The 18,757-nt window shown below is 47.7% G+C and carries 22 protein-coding genes; 18 read left to right on the top strand and 4 right to left on the bottom strand.

What is annotated here, in order from left to right; translation table 11 throughout:
- The 13 genes from OJ16_RS19770 to flhB form a co-directional block, all read left to right on the top strand.
- A partial coding sequence (locus tag OJ16_RS19770; protein ID WP_328286859.1) for a FliG C-terminal domain-containing protein occupies nucleotides 1–177 on the top strand: 177 nt, incomplete at its 5' end.
- A 24-nt stretch (nucleotides 178–201) separates the two neighbouring features.
- Nucleotides 202–1,002 (top strand): flagellar assembly protein FliH, encoded by an 801-nt coding sequence (gene fliH / locus OJ16_RS10125; protein WP_040990021.1) that lies wholly within the window; start codon nucleotides 202–204, stop codon nucleotides 1,000–1,002.
- Nucleotides 1,002–2,324 (top strand): flagellar protein export ATPase FliI, encoded by a 1,323-nt coding sequence (gene fliI, locus OJ16_RS10120; protein ID WP_040990019.1) that lies wholly within the window; start codon nucleotides 1,002–1,004, stop codon nucleotides 2,322–2,324. The genes fliH and fliI overlap by 1 nt, the downstream gene beginning before the upstream one ends.
- Nucleotides 2,325–2,330: 6 nt before the next feature.
- A complete protein-coding gene (fliJ, locus tag OJ16_RS10115) occupies nucleotides 2,331–2,768 on the top strand; it encodes a flagellar export protein FliJ (RefSeq protein WP_040990017.1) in 438 nt (145 codons plus the stop codon).
- Between the two features lie 205 nt (nucleotides 2,769–2,973).
- Nucleotides 2,974–4,686 (top strand): flagellar hook-length control protein FliK, encoded by a 1,713-nt coding sequence (locus OJ16_RS10110; RefSeq protein WP_040990015.1) that lies wholly within the window; start codon nucleotides 2,974–2,976, stop codon nucleotides 4,684–4,686.
- Nucleotides 4,687–4,735: 49 nt separating this feature from the next.
- Complete coding sequence (fliL, locus tag OJ16_RS10105) at nucleotides 4,736–5,233, top strand: flagellar basal body-associated protein FliL (protein WP_040990012.1); 498 nt, start codon at nucleotides 4,736–4,738, stop codon at nucleotides 5,231–5,233.
- A gap of 8 nt (nucleotides 5,234–5,241) precedes the next feature.
- A complete protein-coding gene (fliM, locus tag OJ16_RS10100; RefSeq protein WP_040990010.1) occupies nucleotides 5,242–6,288 on the top strand; it encodes a flagellar motor switch protein FliM in 1,047 nt (348 codons plus the stop codon).
- Nucleotides 6,289–6,314: 26 nt separating this feature from the next.
- Nucleotides 6,315–6,725: a flagellar motor switch protein FliN gene (gene fliN, locus OJ16_RS10095; RefSeq protein WP_040990008.1), complete on the top strand. Its 411-nt coding sequence runs from the start codon at nucleotides 6,315–6,317 to the stop codon at nucleotides 6,723–6,725.
- 3 nt (nucleotides 6,726–6,728) lie between these two features.
- Nucleotides 6,729–7,121 carry a flagellar biosynthetic protein FliO gene (fliO, locus tag OJ16_RS10090; protein WP_040990006.1) on the top strand — a complete coding sequence of 131 codons (393 nt, stop codon included), beginning with the start codon at nucleotides 6,729–6,731 and terminating at the stop codon, nucleotides 7,119–7,121.
- A complete protein-coding gene (gene fliP, locus OJ16_RS10085; protein WP_040990004.1) occupies nucleotides 7,108–7,983 on the top strand; it encodes a flagellar type III secretion system pore protein FliP in 876 nt (291 codons plus the stop codon). The genes fliO and fliP overlap by 14 nt, the downstream gene beginning before the upstream one ends.
- 12 nt (nucleotides 7,984–7,995) lie before the next feature.
- Entirely contained in the window at nucleotides 7,996–8,265 is a 270-nt protein-coding gene (gene fliQ / locus OJ16_RS10080) for a flagellar biosynthesis protein FliQ (RefSeq protein ID WP_040990002.1), read from the top strand.
- Between the two features lie 8 nt (nucleotides 8,266–8,273).
- Nucleotides 8,274–9,056: a flagellar biosynthetic protein FliR gene (gene fliR, locus OJ16_RS10075; RefSeq protein WP_040990000.1), complete on the top strand. Its 783-nt coding sequence runs from the start codon at nucleotides 8,274–8,276 to the stop codon at nucleotides 9,054–9,056.
- A 21-nt stretch (nucleotides 9,057–9,077) separates the two neighbouring features.
- A complete protein-coding gene (flhB, locus tag OJ16_RS10070; RefSeq protein ID WP_040989998.1) occupies nucleotides 9,078–10,208 on the top strand; it encodes a flagellar biosynthesis protein FlhB in 1,131 nt (376 codons plus the stop codon).
- Nucleotides 10,209–10,283: 75 nt separating this feature from the next.
- On the opposite strand, the gene smrB is transcribed toward flhB, so the two are convergent.
- Nucleotides 10,284–10,814 carry an endonuclease SmrB gene (gene smrB, locus OJ16_RS10065; protein WP_040989995.1) on the bottom strand — a complete coding sequence of 177 codons (531 nt, stop codon included), beginning with the start codon at nucleotides 10,812–10,814 and terminating at the stop codon, nucleotides 10,284–10,286.
- A 71-nt stretch (nucleotides 10,815–10,885) separates the two neighbouring features.
- Here smrB and prmB point away from each other — a divergent pair, with 71 nt between their 5' ends.
- A complete protein-coding gene (prmB, locus tag OJ16_RS10060; protein ID WP_040989994.1) occupies nucleotides 10,886–11,818 on the top strand; it encodes a 50S ribosomal protein L3 N(5)-glutamine methyltransferase in 933 nt (310 codons plus the stop codon).
- A 188-nt stretch (nucleotides 11,819–12,006) separates the two neighbouring features.
- On the top strand, nucleotides 12,007–13,092 hold the full coding sequence (gene aroC, locus OJ16_RS10055) for a chorismate synthase (protein ID WP_040989993.1): 1,086 nt from the start codon (nucleotides 12,007–12,009) through the stop codon (nucleotides 13,090–13,092).
- 106 nt (nucleotides 13,093–13,198) lie between these two features.
- Here the strand turns inward: aroC and OJ16_RS10050 are convergent, their stop codons facing one another.
- A complete protein-coding gene (locus tag OJ16_RS10050) occupies nucleotides 13,199–13,822 on the bottom strand; it encodes a trimeric intracellular cation channel family protein (RefSeq protein WP_040989992.1) in 624 nt (207 codons plus the stop codon).
- A 235-nt stretch (nucleotides 13,823–14,057) separates the two neighbouring features.
- Between OJ16_RS10050 and OJ16_RS10045 the strand changes: the two genes are divergently transcribed.
- Complete coding sequence (locus tag OJ16_RS10045; RefSeq protein WP_040989990.1) at nucleotides 14,058–14,588, top strand: elongation factor P hydroxylase; 531 nt, start codon at nucleotides 14,058–14,060, stop codon at nucleotides 14,586–14,588.
- Between the two features lie 69 nt (nucleotides 14,589–14,657).
- On the opposite strand, the gene OJ16_RS10040 is transcribed toward OJ16_RS10045, so the two are convergent.
- Both OJ16_RS10040 and OJ16_RS10035 read right to left on the bottom strand, forming a co-directional pair.
- Nucleotides 14,658–15,188 carry a hypothetical protein gene (locus OJ16_RS10040; protein ID WP_040989988.1) on the bottom strand — a complete coding sequence of 177 codons (531 nt, stop codon included), beginning with the start codon at nucleotides 15,186–15,188 and terminating at the stop codon, nucleotides 14,658–14,660.
- Nucleotides 15,189–15,198: 10 nt separating this feature from the next.
- On the bottom strand, nucleotides 15,199–17,343 hold the full coding sequence (locus tag OJ16_RS10035; protein WP_040989986.1) for an LruC domain-containing protein: 2,145 nt from the start codon (nucleotides 17,341–17,343) through the stop codon (nucleotides 15,199–15,201).
- A 397-nt stretch (nucleotides 17,344–17,740) separates the two neighbouring features.
- On the opposite strand from OJ16_RS10035, the gene OJ16_RS10030 reads away from it, so the two are divergent.
- Both OJ16_RS10030 and OJ16_RS10025 read left to right on the top strand, forming a co-directional pair.
- Nucleotides 17,741–18,004: a YfcL family protein gene (locus OJ16_RS10030; RefSeq protein WP_040989984.1), complete on the top strand. Its 264-nt coding sequence runs from the start codon at nucleotides 17,741–17,743 to the stop codon at nucleotides 18,002–18,004.
- A 161-nt stretch (nucleotides 18,005–18,165) separates the two neighbouring features.
- On the top strand, nucleotides 18,166–18,705 hold the full coding sequence (locus OJ16_RS10025; protein ID WP_040989982.1) for an NADPH-dependent FMN reductase: 540 nt from the start codon (nucleotides 18,166–18,168) through the stop codon (nucleotides 18,703–18,705).
- Nucleotides 18,706–18,757: the final 52 nt, after the last annotated feature.

The following is an 18,757-nucleotide window of genomic DNA, read 5'->3' as shown; positions in this document are numbered from 1 at the left end:
ATCTTTAAGAACATGTCGAAGCGTGCCGGTGAAATGATGCGCGATGATTTGGACGCAATGCCTCCAATTAAAGTCTCTGATGTAGAAGCGTCACAAAAAGAAGTGTTGGCGATTGCTCGTCGTATGGCGGACGCGGGTGAGCTGATGCTCTCTGGCGGCGCTGATGAATTCCTCTAATTTTGGACGCGACAGGTAAATAGCATGACTGGTGAGAGAAAACGTGGCTTTTTACGTCTTGATGACGATCAGCAAATAGAACAAGCCCAAAAATGGGGCTTGCCTGACTATACGCCTGAGCATCACGGTCAAGCGCGTGAAACGGCGATGAATTACGACCCCAGTTGGATGCCAAATTTCAACGAACCCGAAGAAGAGATTCCAGCGACACTGACTGAGCAAGAAATTGAACTGATTAAGCAGCAAGCTTATCAAGAAGGTTTGCACCAAGGTCAAGAAGCGGGCTTCAAACAAGGTTACGAGAAAGGCAAAGAGCAAGGTCTAGAAGACGGCCAGAAAGAAGGCTTGGAAGCGGGCAAGCTAGAAGGCGTGGCCGCAGGCCAAGAGTTCATTCAGCAGCAAGTGCAAACCTTTGTGACGCTGGCCAACCAATTTGCTCAACCGCTGGAGCTGATGAATGCTCAGGTCGAGAAGCAACTGGTTGACATGGTATTAACGCTGGTCAAAGAAGTGGTGCATGTTGAGGTGCAAACCAACCCACAAGTTGTGCTGGATACCATTAAACAATCGGTTGAATCACTGCCTATCTCAGGTCATGCCATTACGCTAAAACTTCATCCTGATGACGTTGAGATCATTCGCTCATCGTATGGGGAAGAAAACCTCGAATTTAGAAACTGGACACTGCTCTCTGAGCCCGCGCTTAATCGTGGGGACGTGCAAATTGAGGCAGGGGAATCCAGCGTAAACTATCGTATCGAAGAACGCATTCGTAGCGTTTTACAGAGTTTTTGTGGGACCAACCGCCATCAAGGTGGTGAGTAGTGTTACCACTGGCGGAACGCCTCTCTCAATATAAAACGAAAGGATTGACTTGTCGTCCTGTTGCGTCGGGCAAGTTAGTGCGCGTCGTGGGCCTGACGTTAGAAGCGACAGGATGCCGAGCCCCTATCGGTAGCTTGTGCACGGTTGAGACCATGCAAGGTGAAATGGAAGCGGAAGTCGTCGGCTTTTCAGGGGATAACCTCTTTCTCATGCCGAGTGAGCAGATCACCGGCGTCATGCCTGGGGCAAAAGTAACCCCGCTCACCAGCGAAACTGGTTTGGCTGTCGGAATGGAGCTGCTCGGCCGCGTTATTGATGGTGTTGGCAATCCACTCGATGGTTTGGGGCCAATCTACACGGAAAAACGCGCTTCATTTAATGCTCAGCCGATCAACCCACTGTCACGCAAGCCGATCACAGAACCGCTGGATGTGGGTCTAAAAGCGATTAACGGTTTATTGACCGTCGGAAAAGGGCAGCGTATTGGCCTTTTTGCCGGCTCTGGTGTGGGTAAGTCGGTGACGCTTGGAATGATGACGCGAGGAACGACCGCACAAGTGGTTGTCGTGGGATTGATTGGTGAGCGTGGCCGCGAAGTAAAAGAATTTATTGAAGAAATTTTAGGGGTTGATGGCCGACAGCGTTCGGTCGTGGTTGCGGCGCCCGCGGATTCATCACCATTGATGCGCCTGAAAGGTTGTCAAACGGCGCTCACGATTGCGGAGTACTTTCGTGACCAAGGCTTAGATGTCTTATTGCTGATGGATTCATTGACTCGTTTTGCCCAAGCGCAGCGTGAAATTGCCTTATCGGTTGGCGAACCACCGGCCACCAAAGGTTATCCGCCGTCGGTATTTGCCAAGCTGCCTGCTTTGGTTGAACGTGCTGGTAACGGCAGCCCAGAGCAAGGTTCCATTACGGCCTTTTTTACCGTCTTAACCGAAGGTGATGACTTACAAGACCCAATTGCGGATGCTTCACGAGCCATTTTGGATGGTCACGTTGTGTTATCGCGTGAAATGGCCGATGCCGGTCATTACCCTGCGATTGATGTGGAAAAATCCGTCAGTCGCGTGATGCCACAAATCACGACAGATGAACATCTCTTAATGTCGAAAGCGGTCCGTCAGGTGCTGTCTATTTGCCGTAAAAATCAAGATTTGGTTTCGATTGGTGCGTATAAACCGGGCACCGATCCGGCGATTGATGCCGCGTTTACCTTAAAGCCTAAGCTTGATGCTTTCTTGCAGCAGACGATGAAAGAAAGCGTGCCTTATGATATGTGTGTCAACATGCTTGGCCGCTTACTCAAAGGAGACTAATAACCCATGAATAACGCATTAGAATTTTTGGTTGAGCAAGTGAAAGAGCGAGAAAACCAAGCGGTGTTGGCGCTGAATCAAGCGCGCAGCGAATTGCATGGTTATTATCAACAGCTCGAACAAATCGAAAAGTACCGCCTTGATTACTGTCAGCAGTTAATTGACCGCGGTAAACAAGGCTTAACCGCCAGCCAGTACACTCACTTGAATCGTTTTTTGACCACGCTCGACAATACATTGTCGAAGCAAAAACAAGCGGAGTCACACTTTAAGGGGCAAGTGGATAACTGCGAAATGCACTGGCTGGAGTGTCGTAAGCAACGCCGTTCGTACGAATGGATGATTGAGAAAAAACAAAAAGAGAAGCAGCGCCTAGAAAACATCCGTGAACAAAAACAGATGGATGAGTTTTCAACCTTGTTGTACGCCCGTCGTTCTCTTTAGTTATCGTTTTAGTTATCGCTCCCTTTTGCCAAGTAGATTCTGTATATCTGGCGCGTATCTTGCTTTCTAATCGGTTGTAAACCTACGGCTATTTTAGCCATTAAGCCATTGTGAATACTTGTCTAATCTCGATGTTTGACGGTATCTCGCACTCGCTTGTTATTGTTATATGCGTGTATGTTAGCCGAGAGTGAGTCAGCGAATAATGAATGTAAATTTATCCTCATCAACCGAAGTGAGCAAAGTCAGCAAAGGCTCAATCGAAGGTCAGAACGCCGCGATAGAGGCGAGTGAGGACGATGGTTTTTTTGCTAAGTTGACGGCTTTTATCCAGGGTGAACAGGACACGGAAACGGTTCTAAATGACACTAGTACGCAAGAGGCAAAGAGCGCATTAGCCGAAGCATCCGCAGAGCAAAGCGATGTTGTCGAGTTATCGGATGATCACGGTGCGGAGGTCTTACTTGACGGTGAGCGTGTTGAAGGTCACCAAGCCCCCCTTGCAGAGAATCAACTTGAAGACGCTGGCGCTCACGAACTGAGTGGTGGTGTCAATGCACAGCAAGCATTGCAGGAACAACCAAACGAAAAATCGGCACAAGTCGAGCAGTCGATGGCCGAAAATGAGCAGTTTCTTGGCCGCTTAGATCAGTCGGTTAAATCATTACAAACGAAAAACGGCAATGACTTGCCACTGCAAGATACAGCTATGTTGGCGGCAGAGGGAAAAACCTCATCACCGTTAATGTCCGTTCAGGCTGAGGCTGAGTCGTCAAATGCTATGTCGTCAACGATTATGCCGTCAGAGCTTGCCGATGCATCGTTGTCCATGAATGTTGATCCGTTAAGTGATGAGGTGAGTGATCCTCAAACGGTCTTGAATGCCAATGGCGAGTTGACTGGCTTGGTCTCCGCATCGGCGGATAGCCAAGCTCAGCCACTGGTCGAAACGGAGCGCGTAGCGTCCATGGCATCAGATGAGTCGGTTATCGCGACAAAAGAAACGCCAGAAGAGACGGCCATTGCGTGGGGTAGCCAAACGAACGTCGTGACGGACGCTGCCAAACCCATCAAAGAAGAGTTGGTACTCAAGGGCGGAGGTGCTTCGACATCCGCAATCGCCACTGCATTGGGACAAGCGCAAAGCGCAGCGCCAAATGCTGCGTCGGCATCTCAAGTGGCCAGTCATGCAAACGCGACAAATTCAGCGCCGTTAATACCCGCTGACGCCATGAATCTTTCAGCGTCACAATTGTTACAAACCGTGCCACCTTCGGTGAGCCCATCCGTCACCAGTGCAGTGCAAGCTGAGCAAATGATGCAAGCGGCAATGGGACTGAAAGGCGTTGCCGCAGCGGGCTCGTTATCACCAGCGGATGGTCAACAACCCGTTGGTATCGAGGCGGCGCTAGCGCAGCAATTAGGTCAGGCGACTGGTGTGAATAACGTGATACGCCCAGAGCAAATCGCTCAACAACCGGCACTGCCGCTCAATCGGGAAATGGCCAGTGAGCAGGTGGCAGAGCGGGTTCAAATGATGCTGTCGAAAAACCTAAAAAACATTGATATTCGCCTTGATCCGCCTGAGCTTGGTCGAATGCAAATTCGCATGAATATGAATGGCGATAACACCAGTGTGCACTTTACTGTCGCGAACTCACAAGCGCGCGAGATTGTGGAACAAGCCATGCCTCGTTTAAGAGAAATGTTGGCGCAGCAAGGTGTGCAATTAGCCGACACATCAGTACAACAACAGGCTTCAGGGCAGCAGCAAAACCGTTACGCGGCATCGAATGAAAGCGGTTCTGGACGTGGAAACGACGAGTCGTCGCCGACAGGGGAAGAAAACCTTGAACCTGACGTTAAACTTGATTTAAATGTGGCCTCAAAGCGTGATGGAATCAGTTATTACGCTTAAACTAGGCCGTCGTAAATGAATGAATTGAATCGTTAGAGAACGTGAGATTATGGCAGTAGAAGAAGTAGACAACACCGCACCTAAGAGCAAAAAAAAGCTCATTATCATAATGGTTGCTGTGTTCGTATTGTTGCTCGGTTGCGTGAGTGCGGCTTTTGTCTTAATGGGCAAGAATGATTCACGCCCTTCGCCACAAACCGCGCCACTCAGCGCGGAAGCGTTGGAAGCTCCGATAGCTTACGTAAATATCATTCAGCCTTTTTTATTTAATGTGCTGGGCGAGAAAAAAGACCGCTTGGTTCAGATTAATGTTCAATTGATGGTTCGCGGTTTAGAAAATGAAAACTTGGCACGTTATCATTCACCATTAATTGAAAGCACCTTACTCAGTACCTTTGCTTCGGCAACGGTTGAGCAATTACGCAGTGCGACCGGTCGAGTGGAGCTGCGTAAAAAAGCAACCAATGATATTAAAGCGAGTTTAACTCGTGCGGTAGGCGACCCCGTCATTGAGCGGGTATTGTTTACTGATTTTGTTATCCAGTAGGAATTAGTGTGACCGATCTATTAAGCCAAGACGAAATTGATGCGCTCTTACACGGTGTCGATGATGTCGATGATGTCGATGATGACATCATTATTGACAGTGATGCGGTAGACTTCGATTTCTCGTCACAAGACCGTATCGTTCGTGGACGAATGCCAACGCTTGAATTGATTAACGAGCGTTTTGCCCGCCATATGCGAATCAGTCTGTTCAACATGTTGCGAAAAACCGCTGAGGTTTCGATCAACGGTGTGCAGATGATGAAGTTTGGTGAATACCAAAATACCTTGTACGTTCCAACCAGTTTGAACATGGTGCGCTTTAGACCTTTAAAAGGGACATCGCTGATCACCATGGAAGCGCGTTTGGTGTTTATTTTGGTGGAAAACTTCTTCGGTGGTGATGGCCGTTTCCATGCGCGCATAGAAGGGCGTGAATTTACGCCCACTGAGCGACGCATTATTCAGCTATTGCTCAAAATTGTATTTGAAGATTATAAAGAAGCGTGGTCTCCCGTGATGGGGGTTGAGTTTGAATACCTCGATTCCGAAGTTAACCCGAGCATGGCGAACATTGTGAGCCCAACAGAGGTGATCGTTGTGAGCTCCTTCCACATTGAAGTGGACGGTGGTGGCGGTGACTTCCATATGGTGATGCCATATTCCATGGTAGAACCTATCCGTGAATTGCTCGATGCGGGTGTTCAATCGGATAAAATGGAAACCGATGTGCGCTGGAGTAGCGCTTTGCGTGAAGAGATCATGGATGTCCCGGTGAACTTCCGTGTTGATTTGCTTGAAAAAGACATTTCATTACGCGATCTGATGGAGCTACAAGTTGGCGATATCATTCCGATTAATATGCCGGAACATGCGGTTATGTTTGTCGAAGATTTACCGACTTATCGCGTGAAAATGGGCCGCTCCGGTGAAAAACTGGCCGTCCAAGTATCAGAAAAAATTAAGCGTCCCGATGTGGTGAAAACCGATATCGCGTTTCTTGGAAAAGATGTCATTTCCGATTTAGAACGTGATGATGGCGATATTGAAGATTAAAACGAAACATAAATAGGTATTTAGTTATGGAAATCAGTGACGACCAAAGACTAGCTGATGAATGGGCGGCGGCATTAGGTGAAGATCCTAGCGCCCCCAATATTGATGTGAATGAAGTGATGTCTGCGCAGTTCGACGAACTGAAAGATACGTCATCCCCGATCTCGGATGATGAGCGCCGTAAGCTTGATACCATTTTAGATATTCCGGTGACCATCTCAATGGAAGTTGGCCGATCGCAAATTAGCATTCGTAACCTACTGCAATTGAATCAAGGTTCTGTGGTTGAATTAGAGCGTTTAGCGGGCGAATCGCTGGATGTATTGGTGAACGGTACGCTGATTGCCCACGGCGAAGTGGTCGTCGTGAACGATAAGTTTGGTATTCGATTAACGGATGTGATTAGCCAAACCGAGCGAATTAAGAAGCTAAGGTAGCGTATGAAGCCGAATTTATACTGGCTATTACTGCTTTCACCATCGGCATTTGGCGCGAGTTTCGCGCCGTCTAGCCAAGTTGATTGGGCGACCACGTTTGGGTCGCTTTTGTTCGTTATTGCCCTGATTCTTTTGATGGCTTGGATGCTAAAACGCCTGCGCGTACCATCCATGACGAATCAAAAAGGCTTAAATGTGGTTCGTCAGGTTGCGGTGGGGACGCGTGAGCGTATTTTGATTGTCCAAGCGGGAGAAGAGCAATTTCTGGTTGGGGTGACGCCACAATCAATCCAATTGATCTCTAAGCTGGAAAAACCGTTGTCTCAAGAGGAATTGGCTTCCAGTCCGTTTGCAAATCAACTGACTCAGCTGTTAAAAAAGAATGATAAAAAATAATCGTTTATCCTTATGGATATGCATGATTGTGCTGGCGTTTGTTTCGACCTTTGCTAACGCCTCACAAGAATCAGACTCGTCAATGAATGGCGCAGTGGCTGGGCCGTCGGTCACGGTTTCCGCAATGGAACAAGAGCAAGGTGCAGCGCGTACATTATCGAGCAGCATGATTTCCGGTTCTGGCACCGGAGGGATCCCCGCGTTTACCGTGACGACCAACGCCAATGGCACCGAAGACTACTCCGTCAATTTGCAGATTCTAGCTTTGATGACCATGCTTGGCTTTTTGCCAGCCATGGTTATCTTGATGACCTCCTTCACCCGAATTGTGGTCGTGATGTCCATCTTGCGACAGGCGATGGGTTTGCAGCAAACACCGTCTAACCAAGTGATTATTGGTATCGCGATGTTTCTGACCTTTTTTATCATGTCGCCGGTGTTGAATAAAATTAATGACACGGCAATTCAGCCCTACATCAACGAACAAGTCTCCGCTCGCCAAGCGTTTGATTTGGCGCAAGCGCCAATGAAAGATTTCATGCTTAAGCAAACACGAGTAAAAGATTTAGAGACGTTCGTTAATATTTCTGGCTCAAGTGCAACCGCGCCAGAAGAGGTTTCAATGGCGGTGTTGATCCCTGCTTTTATCACATCAGAGCTGAAAACGGCGTTCCAAATCGGCTTTATGCTGTTTCTGCCGTTCTTGATTATCGACTTGGTGGTGGCATCGGTGTTAATGGCGATGGGTATGATGATGCTCTCGCCGATGATTGTCTCGTTACCGTTTAAATTGATGCTGTTTGTGCTGGTGGATGGGTGGAATTTAATTCTCTCAACCTTAGCCGGCAGCTTTGCTTTGTGACGGGAGAGACGCATGACACCTGAAATGTTTGTCGAACTGTTTCGAGATGCTCTGTGGATGGTCTTGATTATGGTGTGCGCCATTGTAATCCCAAGTTTATTGGTGGGCTTAGTGGTGGCGATTTTCCAAGCCGCGACCTCGATCAATGAACAGACACTGAGTTTTTTACCGCGTCTGGTGATTACCTTACTGGCCTTGATGTTCTTTGCTCATATGATGACGCAAATGATGACCGAGTATTTTTATTCGATCATTGAGCGTCTGCCTCTCGTGCTGTACTAAGAGGCGCAATGGAATACCCAGCTAATGTCATTCTCGATTGGATCGCCAATTACTTTTGGCCCTACACCCGTATCGCCGCAATGCTGATGGTGATGACGGTCACGGGCGCACGCTTTGTACCAACGCGCGTGCGGCTCTATCTTGGTCTCGCCATTACGTTTGCCGTTATGCCAGCCGTACCAAAAGTACCCGATACGATCGCGTTACTCTCGTTTGAGGGTTTTGTGGTGACGTTCGAGCAAATCGTGATTGGTATTGCGATGGGCACGGTGACTCAATTTATGATTCAGATCTTCGTGATTTTGGGTCAAATCTTGGGGATGCAATCGAGCTTGGGTTTTGCCTCCATGGTCGATCCGGCCAATGGTCAAAATACCCCCTTGCTTGGTCAGCTATTTATGTTTTTGGCGACGATGTTTTTCCTCGCGACCGATGGCCATTTAAAAATGCTATTGCTCGTCGTGATGAGCTTTAAGTCTTTGCCGATTGGCGTGGGATCGTTAACGGCGGTCGATTTTTACGAGTTAGCCACCTGGCTTGGTACCATGTTTAAATTGGCGCTGAGTATGTCGCTCTCCGGTATCATTGCATTGCTAACGATCAACCTTTCATTTGGTGTGATGACCCGAGCAGCACCTCAGTTGAACATTTTTGCATTGGGTTTCACGTTCGCGCTGATCGTCGGTCTACTTTTGTGTTGGTACATCATTGGCGGCTTATTTACTCACTATGAGCTGATATGGCTACAAGGTGAGCAGCAGATTTGCCGCTTTATTCGTTTAGATTGTTAATCAAAGTCTTAGGAGACTGAGTTGGCAGAGTCAGACGGTCAAGAACGCACCGAAGACGCCACGCCCAAACGCTTGCAACAGGCCCGAGAAAAAGGGCAGGTTGCAAGGTCAAAAGAGTTGGCGTCGGTGTCAGTATTGGTGATTGGTGCAGTCTCCCTAATGTGGTTTGGCGAGGGGTTGGCGCGCGCGTTGTACGACATCATGGGGCGTTTCTTTACGCTTTCTCGTGAAGAGATTTATGACCTTCCTAAGCTGTTTGATATCGTTCTTGGTTCGGCCAGTGCGTTGATGTTGCCACTGTTTATTATTCTTGCTGTGTTGTTTGTGGCGGCATTGGTGGGCGCGGCTGGGGTTGGCGGTGTCAATTTCTCGATCGAAGCAGCCATGCCAAAAGCATCAAAAATGAACCCTCTGAGTGGCTTGAAGCGCATGGTGGGCATGCAAAGCTGGGTTGAGTTGATTAAGTCGATTTTGAAGGTTGGCTTGGTGTCCGGAATGGCGTTTTATTTGATCAATGCCGCCAAAGAAGACTTGTTTCAGCTGAGTTTGGATGTTTACCCTCAAAATATCTTCCATGCTTTAGATATCCTGCTGAACTTTGTTTTGTTGATCAGTTGCTCACTCTTGATCGTGGTCGCGATTGATATTCCGTTCCAAATTTGGCAGCACGCCAATCAGCTTAAAATGACCAAACAAGAGGTCAAAGACGAATACAAGGAAACCGAAGGTAAACCGGAAGTAAAAGGCCGTATTCGGATGTTGCAGCGCGAGGCGGCGCAGCGAAGAATGATGGCGGAAGTGCCTCAAGCGGATGTCATCATCACCAACCCAGAGCACTTTTCTGTTGCATTGCGTTATGATCAGAAAAACGACCGAGCGCCCATAGTGGTCGCGAAAGGGGTTGATCACATGGCGATGAAAATCCGTGAAGTGGCACGTGAGCACAATATCTATATTGTTCCGGCTCCACCTTTAGCTCGTGCACTGTATCACTCGACGGAGCTTGAACAGCAAATTCCGGATGGCCTGTTTACGGCGGTGGCACAAATTCTGGCGTATGTTTTTCAACTTAAGCAATATCGTAAGCGCGGCGGGCAAAGACCAAATCTCAAAACGGCCGATTTACCGATCCCACCTGATTTGCGTCATTAATCGATCACCAGTTCAATTCAACATTGGGCACATAAATAAGGGAGTGCGAGACTCCCTTTTTTATTCATGCGGCCATTACTTTTCAGGAATAGACAATAGCACCAACAGGGCGCCATCCCCGCCAAACTCAAGAGGCGCTTGGTGAAAGGCCATCACATCAGGATGCTGAGCCAGCCAAAGTGGGGCTTTCTGCTTGAGTATGTGTTTGCCAATCCCATGCAGAACGCAGGCACAGTGCACATCATTCTTAATGCAATACGCAAGCATCGCGCCCAATTCTCGCTTGGCTTCCACTTGCGTCATGCCGTGCATATCCAAGAAAACGTCAGGCACGTAGACACCACGTCGTAATCGCTTCACCTCGTAAGTTGAGACATCATCACGCGAATATCGGGTGGGGCCGTCTTCATTTAACCGAGGAACAAACTCATCGGAGAAATAAAATTCTGCATCGCTGCTTTCTCGAGCGGTTCGCTTGATTTCTTTTTGCTTAGTGTTTTTTGTTGGTTGCTGGACTATGGTATCCTGTGGCAACTTTTTTACGCCTTGTACTGCATCCCTAAAAAGGGCGAAATCGTCATCAGCGTTGATGTCTTCTTTGCTCATAGGTATAAAGTGGGTTAACACGACTGGGTTAATTTCATAAGGCAGTATTGTAGCTCTTTTCGGAGGCAATTTTGGATAAGATTTTTGTAGAAGAAGCAGTATCAGAATTACACACGCTTCAAGATATGGTTCGTTGGACCGTTAGCCGCTTTAATGCTGCTAATATTTTTTATGGTCACGGTACCGATAACGCGTGGGATGAAGCGGTTCAGCTTATTTTGCCAACCCTTTACCTTCCAATTGACGTGCCTCCACACGTACTAAACTCTCGTCTTACCACGAGTGAGCGTATGCGCATCGTTGAGCGTGTTGTTAAGCGTATTAACGATCGCACGCCAACCGCATACCTGACTAATAAGGCATGGTTCTGTGGCCTTGAGTTTTTCGTTGATGAGCGAGTGCTTGTGCCACGCTCTCCAATCGGTGAGCTTATCCAAGCAGAATTCCAACCTTGGCTGATTGAAGAGCCGACTCGCATTATGGATCTTTGTACTGGCAGTGGCTGTATTGCGATTGCGTGTGCGAACGCATTCCCTGAAGCGGAAGTGGACGCGATTGATATTTCAACCGACGCACTGCAAGTGGCAGAACTTAACGTTCAAGATCACGGTTTAGAGCAACAAGTTTTCCCTATCCGTTCTGATCTCTTCCGTGATTTGCCAAAAGAGAAGTATAACGTGATTGTCTCAAACCCACCTTACGTGGATGAAGAAGACATGAACAGCTTGCCTGAAGAGTTTACGCATGAGCCAGCTCTTGGTCTAGCAGCCGGTACTGATGGCCTAAAATTGGTTCGCCGTATTTTGGCGAACGCGCCTGATTACTTGACTGAAAAAGGCTTCTTGATCTGTGAAGTGGGCAACTCAATGGTGCATATGATGGAGCAATACCCACATATCCCATTTACTTGGTTAGAGTTCGAAAACGGCGGTCACGGCGTCTTCTTGTTAACTCGCGATCAAATGCTTGAGCACGCAGCTGAGTTCTCTATCTACAAAGATTAAGTTCAGCGGTTAGAGTGAATTTAAAACGCCATGTGCTTGTTAGTGCATGGCGTTTTTTTTATTTGTGTCGCGGATTTTGTTGCCTTCTGGGGGTTTACATCAATGAATAATCAAGCGACTATGAATCTACCAACATCAGGAAGAAACGCTGTGAACAGGTCAATCACAGCTTAAAAGTTGAGGACGCAATGGCAGGAAATAGTATCGGACAACACTTCCGAGTAACAACATTCGGAGAAAGTCACGGTATCGCACTAGGATGTATCGTTGACGGCTGCCCTCCGGGGTTAGAAATTTCAGAAGAGATGATTCAAGTTGATCTTGATCGTCGCCGCCCTGGCACATCACGCTACACCACAGCACGACGCGAACCGGACCAAGTTAAAATTCTCTCAGGTGTCTTTGAAGGTAAAACCACAGGTACTTCTATCGGTCTGTTAATTGAGAATACCGATCAGCGTTCAAAAGATTACTCAGACATTCAAGACAAATTCCGTCCGGGTCATGCCGACTATACCTACCATCAAAAATACGGCATTCGTGATTATCGTGGTGGCGGCCGTTCGTCAGCGCGTGAAACCGCTATGCGTGTGGCGGCAGGTGCGATTGCTAAGCAATACCTAAAGCAAGAATTTGGCGTTGAAGTGCGTGCGTACTTAGCGCAGATGGGCGATGTGGCGATTGATACGGTTGATTGGAATGAGATTGAAAATAATCCATTTTTTAGTCCCGATGCCGCAAAAGTCGATGCCTTTGATCAATTGATTCGCGATCTGAAAAAGCAGGGTGATTCCGTTGGAGCGAAAATTCAAGTGGTCGCAACCAATGTGCCTGTTGGGTTAGGGGAGCCAGTCTTTGATCGTCTAGACGCTGATATTGCTCACGCACTGATGAGCATTAATGCCGTCAAAGGAGTTGAGATTGGCGATGGTTTTGATGTCGTCAAACAAAAGGGCAGTGAGCATCGCGATGCGTTATCACCTCAGGGCTTTGGCAGCAATCATGCTGGTGGCATCTTGGGTGGCATTTCGACTGGGCAAGATATCGTGGCGAATATCGCGTTAAAACCGACGTCGAGCATTACCGTGCCGGGCCAAACGATTGATAAGTTTGGTGAGCCAACAGAATTAATCACCAAAGGCCGTCATGATCCTTGTGTGGGAATTCGGGCGGTGCCGATTGCGGAATCAATGCTTGCGATTGTTGTGATGGACCATTTATTACGCCATCGAGGACAAAATCACGGTGTTGTAACGCAGACGCCACAGATTTAACGCACCGTTAAGCGCAACATAGAGATATGTTTACCTTAAAAAAATGCCCATCGAATAGATGGGCATTTTTTTTATAAGGGGGTAACGCCACGTTGATGGGCGCTCATTAATGCAGAGGCTCGTCATGATCCAAATGGAAAGACGGCAAGCGCCATTTGAAACGCACCGCGGCCATACGAATGAGGTAGCCGACAATCAGTGTCACAATGGTTGCGGTCACATCATCAATCGCAAATTCTAATAAGGCCAAGTAGAGTCCAGAGGCAATGAGCGATACTGAGGCGTACAACTCTTCATGCAAAACAAGCGGAGTTTGGCGACAGATCAAATCACGTAACAAGCCACCAAAAACCCCCGTGACCAGCGCTGCAACCATACAAATACCAGGATGTAGCCCCATGCTTAATGCGACTTTGGTACCGATAATGCTAAATACAATTAAGCCCAGCGCATCCAGGCGAATAAACAAGCCTTTGAATTTGATCACCCACTTGGCTAAACCGGTTGTCAATACGCCAGCAATACAGGTAATCGCCAGGTATTCTGGATTTTTAACCCAGCCTAAAGGGTAGTGCCCCAATAGAATATCACGTACGGTTCCGCCACCAATTGCGGTTGCACTGGCGACTAACATAACCCCAAACCAGTCCATTTTTCGACGACCCGCACTGAGAGCACCAGTCATGGCTTCGGCTGTGATACCAATGATGTACAATACACTTAACAACATAGCGATTACTCAAAGAAATAAAATGAGAGAGTAGGGCGAATAGCGATGGCACACCCTGATAAAACGAAGGCGAAAGTGTAGTGGTTATAGCGGCAAAAAACGAATGAGTTTTTGTGGTTACGAAAACACATATCAGATAATTATTTCTAATGACAAGAGTCGCGACAGCAGTGTGCAAAACCGTGGGAAAATGCGAGAATGCGGGCGCTTTATATCATTCCACTAGCCAGACATTATGAATCACGATTACCAAGATTTGATTACAATCTTTAATGACACTTTTTCTGCTCACTATAACACCGTGTTAGAGCTCGGTGGCGATGAGCCGATCTATCTTCCTGCGGATGAGCAACACCCTCAACACCGTATTATTTTTGCTCGTGGCTTCTATGCCTCTGCATTGCATGAAATTGCCCATTGGTGTGTGGCAGGCCCAGAGCGCCGATTACTTGAAGATTTTGGTTATTGGTATGAGCCGGATGGCCGAACGGCCCAAGTGCAAGCGGAATTTGAAAAGGTTGAAATTCGCCCGCAAGCGTATGAGTGGATTCTAGCCTTGAGCGCAGGATTTTCATTTGGCGTTAGTTGTGACAACCTTAATGGCGATTTTGAACCGGATCGTTTGTTGTTTATGAGTAAAGTGCACACTGAAGTGATGGCGATTCTTGAGCAAGGTATTCCACCTCGTGTGTTGATGCTTTCTGAAGCGATGCGTGCTTTTTATGGTATTGCGCCGCTTAATCCGAATGACTTTATCGTCAAGTAATGTTCGCATTACCGTTTGAATGAAAAAGCCGACGTGATGTCGGCTTTGTTGTCTTTACTGAGTGTATTTTTATTCACTAATCACCCAGTAGGTTTGTTTTTGATTATTGTGGCTCAAGGTGTAACTCAGTGGTGCCCGGTCTTTCTCCATAATCCAAATCACCGCAATGAGTTCATCACAATGGTTGGCAACGCGAAGATCAAAGCGTCCTTTCCCTTCATCTAAACTCGATTTAATTAAACACTTATCAAAGTCAAGTTGTGTGAGGTCCCCCTCAGCGGCGGTATTATCACAGATTGAGATAAACGCCTTTTGAGTTGAAAGTGCCGAGATGTCGATGTCCACATCGACGTCATAGACCGATTCGAGAGTATTCTCTGCCGCAATATTCAGATCATTCACGGTTAAACGGGGCTCGGCGGTGACCACTGGGGTCGCTTCTGGTTCTGGCGTGGGGGCCGGCGTTTGGCTCGGTGCTGCTTGCGGGGTTGAACTGCCGCTGCTGCCTCCATCGCCGCCGCCGCCTCCGCCACAACCGATGACAATGGCGGTACCGAGGCTGATCACTAAGGCTCTAACATAGTCATTTAAATGCGTCATAAGTTTCCCCTTAGTCCGTGTAGGCTTGGTTGATGATTGGTGTGAGGTACCAGCTTTGCTCAGTCAAACCTGAAGGGTCTTGAGAGAAATCTGCAAATTTTGGATAAGTATCGAGAATACTGATGGTTTCGATTGGGTGCTTCCAATCCATCGGTAATTCAATGGCCCAAGGCAGTCCGTTACTGGTGTGGAAATAGGTTCCCGCACTGGTGTTCGTCGCATCGTCTTTTTTGCCGATATAGGCGTAATTGAATTTCGATGTCGGCGCTTTGTTTTTCAGGTGAACCTCTAGCCCACGCCCTGGGAATCCACCGCTGACTTGAAGGCCGGTTTCACCATGGTAATAACCCGGTGTAGCAAAAATGAATGGGTCGTATGGCAGTTCAGGCATTTGTGCGCTGTCGACGGGCGTGCTAAACGGAATGATTAGCTGCCAACTTGGTCGATACGAGGTGCCACAACCTATTTCGGTCCGAAACATATTACAACCGTCTTCTTCGCCAGACTCGGTGATTGACCATAAGTTTTCATGAACAATAAGTACGGTATCAGTGGTGCCGGATTCGACGATATCGACAGCTTGCAACTCTCCCCCGATGTACAATTTAGCGGAATCCGTTTTGACTGCGCTGGGGGCAACTCCTGGTAATCGAATTGCAAATCCTGAGCGATAAGTGCCGCCTAACGCCGCGATTTGGCCTTGGATGTTCAATTGAATGACTTGGTTGTTAAGGCTAAATTCGGTGAATTTCACGTTCATCAGCACATCGTTCATGTCGTAGTCACCCATTTGCGGGAATTGGTCTTCATAGGCGAAGGTTGTGTATGCGCTTCCTGATGGGTAGGTTTCGACACTGACGCCTTGGTCAGTAACGGTGACTAAGTGATCTTCGACTTCACCCGCCCCCACGCCACCGGTTGGCCCGACATCATTGGTGTTACTGATACGGAAGCGGGCCCACGTTTCACCAGCCAGCGCCCAACTTGGCACCTCGATAAACAGCTGGTTTTGACCATCGTCCACCGACTCACTGCTGATCACCAATTCATCATCGTTAAATTGACCATCTTGGTCCCAGTCTATCCAAGCGCTAAGAACGCCTTTCCCATCTGCGCCATTCACGGTGGCATAGATAAAACTTGTTTCGCCAATTTCCAAGGGGATTGGAAAGGCGATTCCGTCCTCGTCATCGTTGCTATCGGCGGCATCATCAGAAAGCGGGTAGGCATAGGCCTCATTCTCACCATCTACCAACTCGCCGAGTTTTAGGCCAGTGATGCCATGACGAGCCCCTGAAGAATCGTAGGTGGTGCCATAGCTGTCAGGCGCATCCCCAAAGTCGGTGGCGTCGCCAGGAATCACGGATGCGAGCGCACATCGTGCCCCATCATTCGAGTTACTTGAGGGACCATAAGCAAAAAACTCAGCGCTGGAGTTATTGCCATCAAGCGTCACTTTGAACACGTGGCCATTACCGTTATTACTCAAGTACAGATTGCCATCCACATCAAAATATTGCGCACCAAATGCAAGACTATGGCCAAGAACATTGCTATTAAGCACTTGGTTAAGGCGAATACTGCTGCCATCGCTTGAATCGATTTGATAGAGATAACCGGAATTGTCGACGCTATAGATAAAGCCGTTGTCAGGGTGGAATGCCATGTCGAGCAACTTGAGCGTGCCAATCTCGCTAGAGGTCGCGACTTGCGTCATTGCATTGGAGACGAGATCGATACGAAATAAGCCGTAATTAATTCGATAGCCATACCAGGCGTTTTCTTCAACGGAGACATCCCCAACATAAAAAGAGGTGGGGGCGATGCCAAGGTTGGAAATTTCCATTGGCGCAGAGGTGAGATCAGAACCGATGCGAGTTAAAGATTTCGCCCCATAATCCCAACCATAAATATAGTCATCATGCACACTGAATCCGACGCCGTTTATTTTGGCGCTACCTAAGCTCCAAGAAAGTGTCGAATAGCTACCGACGTCCAAACTTACGCCATAAGCGATAGGCGTGCCGGAAGGATTTTGAATCAAGAAGGCCTGGGTTGGGCAAGATGAAAACGGTATGGATGCATAACTGGCAGTGCTGATGGAGATTGCTGCGCACAATATGGGTAAATGTAATTTTAGTGGCATTCCTGACATGACATTCCCTCTATGGAATTAAGTTCGTCCAGGGTAGGTTGCATAGCGTGTGCCAAAATGTCCGATCCCGTATTTATGGGCCTCTGGGCGTTATATTCTCAATATGAAAAACAAGTCTTGTCTTTTTGCTAGTCAAACTGGGCCAATCATCATAATCGCAATGGCGCGCCCGTCTTCACGTCAAAATAGGCCATTGAGAGGGTGTCAATAAGATCGCCATAAAATGCAGCCCTCTAAAGCGCGCGATTAAGGGATTGTTTGAAACAGACGCGGAGGGGGATGACAACGAATCAGCCTGCTGAGTCGCCCGCAATATCTAGAGTTTGCGTTCAATTTGTTGATGTGAGAAGCTTCGGTTCTATTTTTTAGGTCCAAGCGAGTGGATTGAACAGACATCATGATTATTGAATTTGAAGAAAAGTTATTGGCGTTAATTGATGAGCGAATTTCAACCGCTTCGGATGATGAACTTTTTGCTGGTGGTTATTTGCGTGGCCATATTTCTTTGTCCGCAGCCTCTTGTGAAGAAGAGGGGATCGGCAGTGTTGACGAGCTTAAAAAACGCATCGTAGACAGCTTAGATCAAGCGCGTGCAGAGCTTAGCCCGGCAGACCGAATTGTAGTGAATGATTTATGGTTAGAGTTGAGTAACCTCGCGTAATTGATCTGCGTAACTGATTTCGCGTTGATTATTTTACTCATTGGTTCACGAGCTAATGGGTTATTAGCGAATGGGAATGGTTAAGTAAATTGTGGTTGTTGCTTTTTTGTTCTGTTCCTATGCTAAGCATGGGGAATAAAATCAATAGAAGGAACGCCACAGTGAACATTCTTGCTTTTGGAGCTTCGACAAGCTCAACATCCATTAATAAAACGCTCGCCAATTATGCCGCTCACCAGTTGGCTCAAAAGGTCAATGATGCTGAGATTACCTTAATTGATCTCAACCAGTTTCCCGTTCCACTCTTTAGTGAAGATGTTGAAAAAGAGATTGGCCAAGCGGAAGCTGCGAAGGCTTTTCTAGAACAAATTGCTCAAGCGGATGTGCTTATCATTTCATTTGCAGAGCATAATGGATCCTATACAGCCGCCTACAAAAATCTCTTTGATTGGGCGTCGCGCATTAATCCTCAAGTCTTCCAAGGCAAATCCGCGGTCTATTTTGCTACGTCACCAGGCCCAGGTGGTGGCAAAAATGTCTTAGCGACCGCCACGGCTTCGGCTGGGTATTTTGGTGCAGAGGTAAAAGCGTCGCTTTCTATTCCTAGTTTCTATGAACACTTCGATTTCGCGACCGGTGAATTCAAAGACGCCGAACTGGCTGAGCAGATCAACTTGGCGCTAGACAAACTCACTGAATAACCCTTCAACTTATTCGTATCAGGTTTCTCTGTATACCAATGCGCCTGCGCCG

It is taken from the genome of Vibrio renipiscarius (assembly GCF_000827885.1).
Classification (GTDB): domain Bacteria; phylum Pseudomonadota; class Gammaproteobacteria; order Enterobacterales; family Vibrionaceae; genus Vibrio; species Vibrio renipiscarius.
The sequence above is the reverse complement of the archived record's forward strand: the minus strand, read 5'-3'. Positions and strand labels throughout refer to the sequence as shown.

Bases quoted from the DNA above. Each gene is read 5' to 3' on its own strand.
- fliP (WP_040990004.1), top strand. From the start codon at position 7,108: ATGATAAAAAATAATCGTTTATCCTTATGGATATGCATGATTGTGCTG.
- OJ16_RS10035 (WP_040989986.1), bottom strand. From the start codon at position 17,343: ATGTCAGGAATGCCACTAAAATTACATTTACCCATATTGTGCGCAGCA.
- fliO (WP_040990006.1), top strand. From the start codon at position 6,729: ATGAAGCCGAATTTATACTGGCTATTACTGCTTTCACCATCGGCATTT.
- fliQ (WP_040990002.1), top strand. From the start codon at position 7,996: ATGACACCTGAAATGTTTGTCGAACTGTTTCGAGATGCTCTGTGGATG.
- OJ16_RS10110 (WP_040990015.1), top strand. From the start codon at position 2,974: ATGAATGTAAATTTATCCTCATCAACCGAAGTGAGCAAAGTCAGCAAA.
- aroC (WP_040989993.1), top strand. From the start codon at position 12,007: ATGGCAGGAAATAGTATCGGACAACACTTCCGAGTAACAACATTCGGA.
- OJ16_RS10040 (WP_040989988.1), bottom strand. From the start codon at position 15,188: ATGACGCATTTAAATGACTATGTTAGAGCCTTAGTGATCAGCCTCGGT.
- fliL (WP_040990012.1), top strand. From the start codon at position 4,736: ATGGCAGTAGAAGAAGTAGACAACACCGCACCTAAGAGCAAAAAAAAG.
- fliH (WP_040990021.1), top strand. From the start codon at position 202: ATGACTGGTGAGAGAAAACGTGGCTTTTTACGTCTTGATGACGATCAG.
- OJ16_RS10030 (WP_040989984.1), top strand. From the start codon at position 17,741: ATGATTATTGAATTTGAAGAAAAGTTATTGGCGTTAATTGATGAGCGA.
- OJ16_RS10050 (WP_040989992.1), bottom strand. From the start codon at position 13,822: ATGTTGTTAAGTGTATTGTACATCATTGGTATCACAGCCGAAGCCATG.
- smrB (WP_040989995.1), bottom strand. From the start codon at position 10,814: ATGAGCAAAGAAGACATCAACGCTGATGACGATTTCGCCCTTTTTAGG.
- OJ16_RS10045 (WP_040989990.1), top strand. From the start codon at position 14,058: ATGAATCACGATTACCAAGATTTGATTACAATCTTTAATGACACTTTT.
- fliN (WP_040990008.1), top strand. From the start codon at position 6,315: ATGGAAATCAGTGACGACCAAAGACTAGCTGATGAATGGGCGGCGGCA.
- fliR (WP_040990000.1), top strand. From the start codon at position 8,274: ATGGAATACCCAGCTAATGTCATTCTCGATTGGATCGCCAATTACTTT.
- fliJ (WP_040990017.1), top strand. From the start codon at position 2,331: ATGAATAACGCATTAGAATTTTTGGTTGAGCAAGTGAAAGAGCGAGAA.